At 41.5% G+C, this 12,607-nt stretch carries 14 protein-coding genes and 1 rRNA gene; 6 read left to right on the top strand and 9 right to left on the bottom strand.

The features are described from left to right. Nucleotides 1-252 (bottom strand): 16S ribosomal RNA (locus ND6B_RS0119030); the annotation flags it as partial. Nucleotides 253-846: 594 nt separating this feature from the next. On the opposite strand from ND6B_RS0119030, the gene ND6B_RS13995 reads away from it, so the two are divergent. Then, nucleotides 847-1,386 carry a gamma carbonic anhydrase family protein gene (locus ND6B_RS13995; RefSeq protein ID WP_013463677.1) on the top strand — a complete coding sequence of 180 codons (540 nt, stop codon included), beginning with the start codon at nucleotides 847-849 and terminating at the stop codon, nucleotides 1,384-1,386. A 14-nt stretch (nucleotides 1,387-1,400) separates the two neighbouring features. On the opposite strand, the gene ND6B_RS14000 is transcribed toward ND6B_RS13995, so the two are convergent. Both ND6B_RS14000 and aroE read right to left on the bottom strand, forming a co-directional pair. Beyond that, nucleotides 1,401-1,655: a DUF1488 domain-containing protein gene (locus tag ND6B_RS14000; RefSeq protein ID WP_013463676.1), complete on the bottom strand. Its 255-nt coding sequence runs from the start codon at nucleotides 1,653-1,655 to the stop codon at nucleotides 1,401-1,403. Continuing rightward, nucleotides 1,652-2,476 (bottom strand): shikimate dehydrogenase, encoded by an 825-nt coding sequence (gene aroE / locus ND6B_RS14005; RefSeq protein WP_033102911.1) that lies wholly within the window; start codon nucleotides 2,474-2,476, stop codon nucleotides 1,652-1,654. The genes ND6B_RS14000 and aroE overlap by 4 nt, the downstream gene beginning before the upstream one ends. Before the next feature lie 52 nt (nucleotides 2,477-2,528). On the opposite strand from aroE, the gene ND6B_RS14010 reads away from it, so the two are divergent. Both ND6B_RS14010 and ND6B_RS14015 read left to right on the top strand, forming a co-directional pair. After that, nucleotides 2,529-2,966: a group II truncated hemoglobin gene (locus ND6B_RS14010; RefSeq protein ID WP_013463674.1), complete on the top strand. Its 438-nt coding sequence runs from the start codon at nucleotides 2,529-2,531 to the stop codon at nucleotides 2,964-2,966. Nucleotides 2,967-3,068: 102 nt separating this feature from the next. Beyond that, nucleotides 3,069-4,673, top strand: coding sequence for a methyl-accepting chemotaxis protein (locus tag ND6B_RS14015; protein ID WP_033102910.1), 1,605 nt, complete (start codon nucleotides 3,069-3,071; stop codon nucleotides 4,671-4,673). A gap of 46 nt (nucleotides 4,674-4,719) precedes the next feature. On the opposite strand, the gene hemF is transcribed toward ND6B_RS14015, so the two are convergent. The 6 genes from hemF to ND6B_RS14045 form a co-directional block, all read right to left on the bottom strand. Continuing rightward, nucleotides 4,720-5,637: an oxygen-dependent coproporphyrinogen oxidase gene (gene hemF, locus ND6B_RS14020; protein ID WP_033102909.1), complete on the bottom strand. Its 918-nt coding sequence runs from the start codon at nucleotides 5,635-5,637 to the stop codon at nucleotides 4,720-4,722. A gap of 2 nt (nucleotides 5,638-5,639) precedes the next feature. Then, a complete protein-coding gene (locus tag ND6B_RS14025; protein ID WP_033102908.1) occupies nucleotides 5,640-6,203 on the bottom strand; it encodes an L-threonylcarbamoyladenylate synthase in 564 nt (187 codons plus the stop codon). A 23-nt stretch (nucleotides 6,204-6,226) separates the two neighbouring features. Beyond that, nucleotides 6,227-6,802, bottom strand: coding sequence for a DNA topoisomerase family protein (locus ND6B_RS14030; protein ID WP_033102907.1), 576 nt, complete (start codon nucleotides 6,800-6,802; stop codon nucleotides 6,227-6,229). Nucleotides 6,803-6,940: 138 nt separating this feature from the next. After that, on the bottom strand, nucleotides 6,941-7,414 hold the full coding sequence (locus ND6B_RS14035) for a DUF494 family protein (RefSeq protein ID WP_013463668.1): 474 nt from the start codon (nucleotides 7,412-7,414) through the stop codon (nucleotides 6,941-6,943). Nucleotide 7,415: 1 nt separating this feature from the next. Further along, a complete protein-coding gene (dprA, locus tag ND6B_RS14040) occupies nucleotides 7,416-8,507 on the bottom strand; it encodes a DNA-processing protein DprA (protein WP_033102906.1) in 1,092 nt (363 codons plus the stop codon). Nucleotides 8,508-8,535: 28 nt separating this feature from the next. Further along, a complete protein-coding gene (locus ND6B_RS14045; RefSeq protein ID WP_013463666.1) occupies nucleotides 8,536-9,657 on the bottom strand; it encodes a LysM peptidoglycan-binding domain-containing protein in 1,122 nt (373 codons plus the stop codon). 119 nt (nucleotides 9,658-9,776) lie between these two features. On the opposite strand from ND6B_RS14045, the gene def reads away from it, so the two are divergent. The 3 genes from def to rsmB are packed head-to-tail and all read left to right on the top strand — an operon-like array spanning nucleotide 9,777 to nucleotide 12,556. After that, nucleotides 9,777-10,283: a peptide deformylase gene (gene def / locus ND6B_RS14050; protein ID WP_033102905.1), complete on the top strand. Its 507-nt coding sequence runs from the start codon at nucleotides 9,777-9,779 to the stop codon at nucleotides 10,281-10,283. 31 nt (nucleotides 10,284-10,314) lie between these two features. After that, nucleotides 10,315-11,268, top strand: a complete 954-nt coding sequence (gene fmt, locus ND6B_RS14055; protein WP_033102904.1) for a methionyl-tRNA formyltransferase — start codon at nucleotides 10,315-10,317, stop codon at nucleotides 11,266-11,268. Next, nucleotides 11,261-12,556 (top strand): 16S rRNA (cytosine(967)-C(5))-methyltransferase RsmB, encoded by a 1,296-nt coding sequence (gene rsmB / locus ND6B_RS14060; RefSeq protein WP_033102903.1) that lies wholly within the window; start codon nucleotides 11,261-11,263, stop codon nucleotides 12,554-12,556. The genes fmt and rsmB overlap by 8 nt, the downstream gene beginning before the upstream one ends. Nucleotides 12,557-12,607 lie beyond the last annotated feature (51 nt).

The raw sequence follows: 12,607 nt of genomic DNA, 5'->3' as shown, positions 1-12,607 counted from the left end.
CCTCACCAACTAGCTAATCCCACTTGGGCCAATCTAAAGGCGAGAGCCGAAGCCCCCTTTGGTCCGTAGACATTATGCGGTATTAGCAGTCGTTTCCAACTGTTGCCCCCCACCTCAAGGCATGTTCCCAAGCATTACTCACCCGTCCGCCGCTCGTCATCTTCTAGCAAGCTAGAAATGTTACCGCTCGACTTGCATGTGTTAGGCCTGCCGCCAGCGTTCAATCTGAGCCATGATCAAACTCTTCAATTAAAAAGTTTTATGTCTTTCGACAGCTCAATGAATTCTGAATTTATTTAATATCTTTCGATATTGAATTGACTGTGCTGAATAATTACCGAAGTAACTATTCTGTTGGTCACTCAGTTTCAATTGAGACTCTAAATTTGTTTGCCTCGTTACTTGCTCAATAAAGAACGAAGTAGCTTGGCTGTTAGAACTCAATCTGTACGAGTGCCCACACAGATGATTGCTTTATATTGTTAAAGAACGTTGCGACATTGTCGCTAGGGATGCGTATAATACATCCTTTATTTTTCGAGTCAACACTTAATTTTAAACTTTCTTACGATGATTTAAACTTAAGTTTTACTTAACTCTCTGAGTAGCTCATGCCTCGCTATGCGTTGCGCTCTGCCGTCTCAGTGGGGTCGCATTATAGGGAGAACAGATTTTTACGCAAGTACTTTTTTAAAGAAAAACTAAAAAAACACACTGTTCGGTCAGTATCTGAGCTAAAACAGATGAAACAGCTAGTTTTATAATCAAATCAGGCTTTGCTGGTACTTAAATAAGCGCTACTGTTACACTGATACTATTCATATTGTTTAATTTAAAGGTGCATATATGGCAATACGTTCTTATAAAGGAATAACTCCTGCGTTTAATGATTCTGTTTATATAGACGAGTCGTCTGTATTAGTCGGTGATATCACCCTAGGTGATGATAGTAGTGTATGGCCACTAGTTGCTGCCCGTGGTGATGTTAATCATATTCGTATCGGTAAGCGTACTAATATACAAGATGGCAGTGTTTTACATTTATCAAGAGCGACTAAAAGCAATCCTGAGGGTTACCCACTTATTATTGGTGATGATGTTACCGTGGGTCATAAGGTAATGCTGCATGGCTGCGTTCTAGGTAACCGCATACTCGTGGGCATGGGCGCTATTATTATGGATAACGTAATTGTAGAAGACGAGGTGATTATTGGTGGTGGTGCTTTAGTACCTCCTAATAAGCGTTTAGAGTCTGGCTATTTGTATGTAGGTAGCCCAGCGAAACAAGCCCGCCCTTTAACAGATCAAGAGCTGAGCTTTTTAAAAGTGTCTGCCGATAATTACGTGCAGCTTAAAGATGAATACTTAGCTGAAGACGCGAAATAACCACAACTTTTTGCTTAATTAAGTAAACTCACTTCTATTTGCCCTGCCGAGTTATAGCTTTCGTCTTCGATTAGCTGCTCGGCACGCTCTTCATAATCAAATCGATATTGTTCAAAATAACGCGTTGCATGACTCTCATCGGCTAAATTTAAACTACTTACAGCAATCACACACTCAACTAGCATTCCGCTTACTTGTGCAAAAAAAACTAATTGATGAGTTGGCTCTCTAAATTCGAGTCGGTCTATAAACTGTATTGCTTGATTCATTTAAGTACTCCCTGCTTTAATGCAATGACAACTGGAACAATGTCCGGCATTTTATTTCGCCATACATAATAAGCTTGTGCAGCTTGCCCTACTAACATGCCACTGCCATCTAATAGCTTAGCCGCTTTATTGTGTTCGCTCACCCAATTCATAAATAGCGTATTTTGCGTCGCATAAAACATATCGTAAGCCATTTCACATGCGCTTAAATACTTAGAGCTTAGTGCAGGTAATTCGTTATTCATACTGCTCGAGGTTGAATTTATAACCAAGTGATAATCAACTTGAGGAAGGTCGTCAAAACCATACCCCGAAACATTGCCGTGCTCGGTAAAGAGTTTTGCCAAAGTTTGGGCTTTATGTGCAGTGCGATTAACGATAATAATTTCTTTAGGCTGTTGCTCAAGTAAAGGTAAAATAACACCACGGGCAGCGCCACCTGCACCAATTATCAATAGGCGTTTACCTGTTATTGTTATTTTATTCGCTAGTAAATCGTTCACAAAGCCTATGCCGTCGGTGTTATCACCGAGTAAGGTACCATCATCGCGCTTTTTAAGGGTGTTTACTGCGCCTGCAAGTTTAGCCACTGAGGTTAGTTCATCGGCTAAAGCAAAGGCCTGCTCTTTAAAAGGAACAGTGACATTTGCGCCTTTGCCCCCTTGTTCAAAAAAAGTAGCGACTGTTTTTTCAAATCCATCGATAGGTGCTAATATTGCGCTATAGTCGATTTGCTCTCCCAATGACTTAGCAAACTGCTGATGTATGCTGGGAGATTTTGAATGTTTGATTGGATTTCCAAAAACCGCATATTTGTCCATTTTAAACAACCTCTTTGCAGTTTTAGTACTGCCTATTAACGATGATAAAACTATGATTAAAAGACTCTTTTCAAGATCAAAGCCGTCTACAACCACTCAAGCGCCTACGCCAGAGAAAACCCCGTATGAAATCATCGGCGGAGAAGCGCCCACGCGTGCAATTGCCAATAGATTTTACGACATAATGGCCAGCGATGAATACGCTAAACCGTTATATGATATGCATCCTCAACCATTAGATAGAATTCGCCAAGTATTTTTTGAGTTTTTATCGGGTTGGCTTGGTGGCCCAGACTTATTTGTAGAAAAACATGGCCATCCAATGCTGCGCAAACGCCATATGCCATTTCCTATTGATCAAGATTTACGTGATCAGTGGATGTATTGCATGAATAAAACCTTAGACATAGAAATTGATAACCCCGTTTTACGCGAAGGTTTACGCCAATCACTGGCACAGCTTGCCAGTCATATGATTAATCAGCATTAATTTACCCCGCTTTTTAATTGGGGATTATTTGCGCTAAGTCAAAACCCGCTTTTCTAAAATAGAGATAATACCCTATTAAATAGTTAGAAAAGCGTGGCGCGTGTGAAATCAATCCAACATAAAATTTATGCTTTGTTAGCGTTAACCGGCATTATTGTACTCATAGCCAGTATTTTTAGTAGTGCGAGTCAACAGCGCACGCTCGCACAAGATACGGTGGCAGAAAATATTAAGCTACTTGCCGATAACTATTTTGATTCAATAAACACCATGATGCTAACGGGCACTATGGCTAATCGAGAATTATTGAGCCAAAAGCTTCGCAAACACCCTAATATTGAAGACGCTCATATTATTCGCTCCGATATAGTTAATAAACTGTATGGGGCCGGAAATAAAAACCAAACAGCAACTAATAACAACGAACGCGAAGCACTGCAGGGTAAAGAAAGCTTATTTATAGAGCAAAACACTGATAGCCGCAGTATGACCTACCTACGCCCGATGTATGCGAGCTCTGATTATAAAGGTACAAACTGCTTAGGCTGCCATCAAGCGCAAGAAGGCGATGTACTAGGTGTGGTAAAAATTAGCTATTCCTTAGCTGATATTGATAGTGAGGTAACTTACAACACCTTAATAACCACCAGCCTACTGTCTACTATTTTTATTATTGCCTTTGTGCTGCTAGGTATAATGTTTAGAAAAATATTTATAGTGCGCCTTAAAAAGCTCGGCCATGCAATGCACCTAGCCACTACTAATAAAGATTTAACCTTACGCATTGAAGATAACGCCGAAGATGAACTCGGCTGGCTTGCCACTAGTTTTAACCAAATGATTGCTACGTTTAAAGATAACATTGCTCAGGTATCTCACTCTTCAAAAGTGCTTATTCATTCAGCAGAGAAAATTTATACTTCTGCCGATACTACTGAGCGCGCTATTTTAGAACAAAAGAAAAGTACCGACTCGGTAGCCGCAGCAATTAATGAGCTAGAAAGCTCATCTAATGAAGTCAGAAACACCACACATTTTGCTCAAGAAAAATCTGAGAACAGTAATGAGCTAGCACAGCAAAGCATGCAGGTTGCAGAGCAAACCGAACTCAGTATAAATCAACTAGCTGAAGATGTACGCCAAGCGGCAGATCAAGTGAGACAACTGCAAGAGCAAACGCTTGAAGTGGGTAAAGTGCTTGAGGTGATCAGCAGTATCGCCGAGCAAACAAATTTATTAGCACTTAATGCAGCCATTGAAGCTGCCCGTGCAGGTGAAGCAGGAAGAGGATTTGCCGTTGTTGCTGATGAAGTACGAACTTTAGCAACCCGAACTCATGCCTCTACCGATGAAATACGCCGTACTATAGATAAGTTGCAATCAGAAGCAGCGCAAACAGTTAAAACCATGGGTGAGTCCTGTGCGGAGGCAGACGAAAGAGCGCAACAAGTACAACAAGTTGCACAGGCTTTAAAAGATATTTCTAGCCAAATGAATGAAATAAATGAGCTAAATATACAAATAGCCGATGCAACAGAGCAGCAAAATCTAGCCGCGGAAGAAATAAACAGAAGCGTTGTTGGTATCAGTGATAATGCAGAGCAATCGTTAGTAGATGCGGATGAAAATCAAAAAGTCAGTGAAGAGTTACTCAATTTAGCTCGCTCGTTAGATGAGCAGGTACGAAGCTTTAAACTAAAACAATAATTTTAAAAGCCAGTCAATAAGTAGTTTATTGACTGGCATATCATTCTTAGCCCAGAGCTAACCAATCACGTGGCTTTAAGAAATCTTTATATAGTAATGCCTCTGCACTGTCTTCGGCTGGGGTATAGTTATATTCCCAACGTGCTAAAGGTGGCATCGACATTAAAATAGATTCAGTTCGGCCACCGCTTTGTAAGCCAAATAATGTGCCGCGGTCCCAGACTAAATTAAACTCAACATAACGACCACGGCGATATAATTGAAAGTCGCGCTGTTGTTCGGTGTACTTATCGTTTTTGCGACGCTCAATAATAGGAACGTAAGCATCTAAAAAGCCATTACCCACCGATTGCATAAATGCAAAACTTTGCTCAAAACCTAACTCATTCAAATCGTCAAAAAATAAGCCGCCTACGCCGCGAGTTTCATCACGATGTTTTAAATAAAAGTATTCGTCACACCATTTTTTATATTTTGGATAAACATCATCACCAAATGGCTGACACACATCGTGCGCAACTTGGTGCCAATGCACTACATCTTCAAGTACAGGGTAAAACGGGGTTAAATCAAAACCACCACCAAACCACCAAATCGGTTCTTCACCTTCTTTTTCGGCAATAAAAAAGCGTACATTGGCATGGCTTGTTGGTATATGCGGGTTTTTAGGATGAATCACTAACGATACACCACACGCATGAAAGCTGCGCCCAGCAAGCTCAGGTCTATGTGCAGTGGCAGAGCCCGGCATAGAGGCACCAAATACATGAGAGTAATTAACCCCCCCTTGCTCAATCACATTACCATTGGTGATAACGCGAGTACGACCACCGCCGCCCTCTTCTCGCTGCCAGCTGTCTTCAACAAACTGTACTTTCCCGTCTGCTGCTTCTAAGCCTTGGCAAATGGTATCTTGCAAAGCCATAAAGTACGCTTTTACTTGTTTTAATAATTCGCTTTGCATCGTTAACCTCTGAATACATTGCCAGTCATGGCATCTTTAATGGTACTTGGTTGCGTATTACCACCTAATGGTTCATCAACATAAAAACTAACCTGCTCGCCAAACTGCTGCTGAGCTTCAACAATACTTGTTACCGTTTCTTGGCCGGTTAAATTAGCACTTGTTGATACCAGTGGTTTACCAAACTGTTGGCATAAACGTTTAACTGTAGGGTGGTTAGTTACTCTTACTGCAATAGTATCAAACTGCCCTGTTAACCACTTTGGGGTAGACTTAGCTGCAGGCATCACCCAAGTGAGTGCGCCTGGCCAACTTGAAAAAATATCGGCACGTTTATCCATAGGCAGCTTAGCGTCATCGACGTATTTTAATAATTGCCCGTAATTGTCAGCAATTAAAATAAGCCCTTTTTCAACGGGGCGTTGTTTAATACTCAATAAACGTTCCACCGCCTGTTGATTGTCAGGGTCGCAACCAAGGCCATAAACAGCTTCGGTTGGGTATAAAATAACATCGCCTTGTTCTAAGCTAGTTATTGCAGCAGATAAAGAAGAAAGGTCAGACAAAATTGTCTCCAGAGATATTTACGTTATTCAGTGGCAGCAAACTTATGCATACAGCTTTTTTGTGGGCATTGTAACACAACACCACTCGCGGTTTTTTTCTCAGTAACAACTGGCCAATCACATACAGGACACGCTTGAGCTACAGGTTTATGATTAAGCGTATATTTACAGCTTGGGTAACAGTCGCAAGAATAAAACACTTTCCCAAATTTATTGCTGCGTGAAACCAAGTGGCCTTTTTTACATTTAGGGCAACTAATCACAGGCTCTTCACTTGGCGTATTGTCATGCTCACTGGCAATATAATGACATTCAGGGTAACCGGTACAGCCAATAAACATACCGTAGCGGCCATTTTTCACCACCAGCGGCTTGCTACACTCTGGACACTCGCTGTCCTCAAGTATTTTGATTTCATTGCTATCATGATGTGCAAGCGGGCGAATAAAATCGCACTTAGGGTAACTAGCGCAGCCTAAAAAAGGCCCAGATTTACTATTACGAATGACGAGTTCTGAACCACATTGCGGGCATATCTCATATTCTTTTTCTAAGGCGTGTTTATTAGCCGAGAAAAGTGAATGATCGATTTTACTCATGTAAATCCTAGTGGTTGGTGAATTTTCGCCTAATATACCCAAAACCCTTAAAGATACAAGCTATGGCAGTCGGTTTGTTAACGCTGAAAATAATAAAACACGCAATAATGATTATTCACATCATTAGTCGTGAACCTGTTAATGTAACACTTCACTGGGCTCATCAAAAATAAGATCTTCCATTTGCTCATACGCTTGCTGAGAATCAGGGGCGTTAAATAACACCATAAGAATTAACCATTTTAAATCTTCCAAAGTAATAGCTGAATTATCAAGCGCCGCTAAACGGTCCATCACCATTTCACGAGTGGTGCTATTAATAACGCCCGTTTGTTCAACAAACATTAAAAAGCCGCGACACTCGGTGTCGAGAACTTGGCACTCACTGTCGGTAAAAATACGCACTGCATGTTGTGGAGTGGCTAATAAATAAGGCGATTCATTGCTGTATTGTAATGCGGCAAGTTGATCTAACCAGTCAATGGCTTTGTTAATTTCGGGTTTGTTAAACCCAGCGCGGAGTAACTCATCGGTAAGTGTGCTTTGCTCAACAAATACATCACTTTCGCTGTGAACATAGTTTTCAAATAAATACATGAGAATATCAAACATATTATCCTCCAGCGCTTAATTTAATATAGCCGTCTAATACACGTTCAATTTGATCGTCTAACTCTAAATCAAGCAATCGCGCTTGTACTTTATCAATTGGCCACTGTACTCGACGCATAATATCGTCCACACTGGTCACCTCAAAACCAATACTGTTAAGCACCTCGCAATCTGAGGTTACAGCATCAGTTAACTCTTTATAGTTTAGACCAGAAGGGTATGAAAAGTTCATCTCATCAAGAATATCGGCGACGTTTTCTACCAGCTTAGCACCTTGCTTAATTAAAAAATGACTTGCTTGTGCCAGCGGGTTTTTAATTGAGCCTGGCACCGCAAAAACGTCTTTATTTTGTTCAAGCGCATAACGTACGGTGATCAGTGAGCCACTTTTAATTTCGGCTTCAACAATTAAAACGCCTAAAGAGAGTCCTGAAATAATACGATTACGCCGTGGAAAGTTATGCGCGTTGGCCGCGGTGCCCGGTAAAAACTCACTTACCAATAAACCCTGTGTTAATACTTGCTCTGTAAGTAACTTATGGCGTTTAGGGTAATAAACATCAACACCAGTCCCTAGTACGGCAATGGTTTTACCATTTCCTGCCAGCGCTCCTTTATGGGCAGCACCATCAATGCCACGCGCCATACCAGAGGTTACTGTTATGCCAGCAAGCGTTAGCTGATGTGCAAATTCTGCAGCAATTTCAAGTCCTGTGGTGGTTGCATTTCGACTGCCAACAATCGCAATTTGTGGAGAAGACAGTAAGCTGATATCGCCTTTACAAAAAAGTAATAATGGCGCACTGGCTATTTGTTTTAGGTGTTCTGGGTAGGTGGTATCAAAAATACTAATAACAATAATATGTTGCTGGCTAATAAGCTGTTCATAATGCGCAACTTGCTGCCAATTTGTATTACGTAAATTGCTTGCTTGGCTCGCTGTTAAGCCCAACATAACCAGCTGGGAATGCGATAAGGAAAACAGCGACTCTAAACTGTGCTGCTTAGAGAGGGCTAATAGCGTTTTTATTCCAAGCCCTTTGCATAAGTAAAAGGCAAGCCAATGGCTTAGCTTGCCAAACGATTGCTCCATGTTCCCTCCTAGAACACCGACTCGCTACTTAATGAATTACTGCCAAATCTCCAATGCGAATTGGGTGCTGATTTTTAGTGATCAGCGCATAACTAACTTTGTCATACACTTTAAAAATAATCATTTCACCAACTTTCTCTGCTGGCATTTTCCAAGTAACGCTATCTTCATCGGTTTCTGAGCCAAATAATTCGCTAGTAGCCGATACCAATTTTTCTAAACGACTTGAATCTTCGGTATAACGCGGGCCTCTGGCACTATCAATCACCTTAGGTGACTGACGTTCAATATCCAGTACATGACCTACTTTAACTTGTTGCTCTGAACCTAAGTTTAGCACCACTACATCCATCGTGCTAAATTCTCTCACCTCGCGCGGAGAGGCAATCACTTGACCCTGCATTGGCTGTTCAGGACGATGCATCTCAAAATATACTGGCAGCATCTGCCCTTCCATTGCAGGTAATAAAAAGTCACCCTGTTTGATCTCACGTTTTACTGATTCAACTCTTACTGAGGCAGGTTCGCCATTGGCCGCATCACCTGTTCTAAATGCACGAGCCATACCCACATAAGATGCTCTACTCGCTAACTCTTCACCGGTATTAGGGTCAGTATAAGGCGCACCTTTATGATAAATAGCATATGCCTGATGACGTTTTAAGTTACCTTTTACATATAAAATATGGTCAATAGTTTGGGTTTTGGTATTTTCGTTGGCGCCCAAAATATAGGGCTTTTCTTTTATGGTATCGCTGTTAATAGCTTGCTCAAACGACAAATACGGTTTAATCAACGCAAGAGGTAAAGTTGTTATCGCATCTTTCCCTTTTGGCGTAATACGTCCCATAGGTGATAGCTTTCGATACGCTTTATTAATCACTAAACGCGGATTACCGTCTGTATCGTAAATTAATGCTAACGCATCTCCCGGATAAATAAGGTGAGGGTTGTCTATTTGTGGATTCATTTGCCATAGTTCAGGCCATAACCAAGGTTCGTTTAGATATATAGCTGAGATATCCCAAAGCGTGTCACCTTTTTTCACAACATACTGTTTAGGTGCATCTTTTTTTATAGTTAGTACATCTGCCAGCACAGGAAAAGTTGCACCTAATGCAAGTATAATTGCAATTAATGGAGATTTCATTGAGCTTCCTCATAGTGTTTTTTCATTATTATTAACCAAAACCTGTTAAAGGGGAACGTGAATGGCTAAAATAAGAACATACAATACCCTAAATTTAAGCATAAGTGTAAAAGGTAACTATGGCTAGGTTAGAAATTTTAAGATTTCCAGATGAACGTTTACGTACAATCGCAAAAGAAGTAACTGTTGTTGACGATCAAGTGCGTGAAATTGTCAAAGATATGCTAGAAACTATGTACGATGAAAATGGTATTGGGCTTGCTGCTACACAGGTTGATATTCACCAGCGTATTGTGGTGATCGACGTATCAGAAGAGCGCAATGAACCACTCGTGCTTATCAATCCGCAAATTATCAAAAAAGATGGCTCAACCGTGAGCGAAGAAGGCTGTTTATCAGTTCCTCATTCGTATGCAAAAGTTGACCGTGCAGAAACCGTTACCGTAGCTGCACTCAACGAAGAAGGTAAAGAATTTATTCTTGATGCTGACGAATTATTAGCGATTTGTATTCAGCATGAACTTGATCACCTTCAAGGTAAATTATTTATTGATTATTTATCTCCATTAAAGCGCCAACGCATTCGTAAAAAGCTTGAAAAAGAAGCGAAGTTTGCAGCGCAGTAATAAGCACCTTAGTAAATAATTAGGAAACTCAGTGACACAACCATTACGCATTATATTTGCCGGTACGCCGGACTTTGCTGCACGCCATCTGCAAGCACTCATAAATAGTGAACACCAAATAGTGGGCGTTTACAGTCAACCAGATCGTCCAGCGGGTCGCGGAAAAAAACTAAAAGCTAGTGAAGTAAAAGCGCTTGCATTAGAACATGACCTACCCGTTTTTCAACCGCAATCACTCAAAACAGACGACGCACTTGAAGAGCTAAGCAGCCTCAATGCCGATATCATGATTGTCGTTGCCTACGGTTTAATTTTACCTAAAGCCATTTTAGATGCCCCACGTTTAGGGTGTTTAAATGTACATGGTTCTATTTTACCGCGCTGGCGTGGCGCCGCACCTATTCAACGCGCTATTTGGGCAGGCGATCAGCAAACCGGTGTAACCATAATGCAAATGGATGAAGGGCTAGATACCGGCGATATGCTGCATATTAGCCGCTGCCCTATTGATAGTACTGAAACCAGTGCAAGCTTATACACTAAGCTTGCTGAACTGGGACCTGGTGCATTAATCGACACCATAAATCGTTTAGCTAACGGGGACATAACGCCTGAGCCACAGAACGACGCCGATGCCAATTACGCTAAAAAGCTCTCAAAAGACGAAGCCAACATTGATTGGTCTATGGATGCCGAGCAAATCGAGCGTAACATTCGTGCCTTTAACCCATGGCCAGTATGCTTTACCCAAATGCGTGGTAATACGGTAAAAATATACCAAGCAAATGTAGTTGAACAATCAGGCGCAGCTGGCACTGTATTAGCAAGTGATAAAAACGGTATCGTTGTGGCTTGTGGTAAACACGCTTTATCTATTGGCGAATTACAACCACAAGGCAAAAAGCCAATGGCAATTAATGATTTTTTAAACGGTCGTAGCGACTGGGTCACACCCGGCACCGTATTAGGCGAAAATAATGAGTAATGTAAGCAATGTCAGAGCGCTAGCCGCTGAAACTTTATATAACGTGGTTGATAAAGGCGCATCGCTTAATCAAGAACTCCCTTTCGCTAGCCAAGGCCTATCTCCTAAAGATAAAGCCTTACTGCAGCAAATTTGCTATGGAGTATTACGTTACTTACCTAGCCTAGAAAATTATTGCCAGCATTTAGTAGAACAACCGCTTAAAGGCAAACGCCGTATTTTCCAGTTTTTGTTGTATGTGGGTATTTACCAACTACAACACATGCGTGTACCGCCGCATGCAGCAATTAGCGAAACCGTTAATGCGTTACAACAATTACGCGCTCTTGGCTTAAAAGGGCTTATTAACGCCATTTTACGAAGCTTTCAGCGCCAACAAGTTGAGCTTGAAGAAAAAGCCAAACAGATTCCAGTGTGTTTATACAACCATCCAAACTGGTTTATAAAGCAAGTAAAAGAAGCCTACCCAGATAGCTGGGAAGACATTCTAGAAGCTAATCAGCAACAAGCGCCAATGTGGCTTCGAGTGAATCAATCGCAGTTTAGCACCCAAGAATATAGCGAAATGCTAACCGCTAACGATATTGAACATACTCTAAATCCTGATTTTATTGATGGCATTAAACTAAGCAAACCACGCGATGTGTTTTCACTTCCTGAGTTTGATACCGGTGCCTGTTCAGTACAAGATGCGGCAGCGCAGCTTGCTGCACGCTATCTAGACCCACAAAATGGTGATTCAATACTCGATGCCTGCGCAGCGCCTGGTGGTAAAACCTGCCATATTTTAGAGCTTGCCGACGCAGATGTGCTTGCGCTTGATAGCGATGCCACACGCCTAGAACGTGTTAAACAAAACCTAGAACGCATAGGTTTGGGCGCCGACTTACAATGTGGTGATGCATCGCAACCTCACACTTGGTGGGATGAAGAACAGTTTGATCGTATTTTGTTAGATGTACCCTGCTCTGCAACTGGCGTAATTCGTCGTCACCCAGATATTAAATGGTTACGTCGCGCATCCGACATTAACGATTTATCGACCCTCCAAGGCGATATACTCGACAGCATTTGGCCATTGTTAAAGCCAGGCGGTACATTGGTGTATGCAACCTGTTCGGTGCTTCCACAAGAAAACCAACAACAAGTTGCTAAGTTTTTAGCTAATAATGAAGACGCAGAGCATATTCCTTTGCACAGCGAAGACACTAAAACCACACCAGGCTTGCAGTTATTACCAGGCGAAAGTGACGGTTTTTACTACGCTAAATTAGTTAAAAAAGCCTAGGTAACACATTTAGCTACTTCAATTTAGAGGTAGCTAATACTTTGATGTAAT

This window comes from Pseudoalteromonas sp. ND6B, from assembly GCF_000764215.1.
GTDB lineage: Bacteria > Pseudomonadota > Gammaproteobacteria > Enterobacterales > Alteromonadaceae > Pseudoalteromonas > Pseudoalteromonas tetraodonis.
This window is presented reverse-complemented; position numbering and strand designations above follow the sequence as displayed.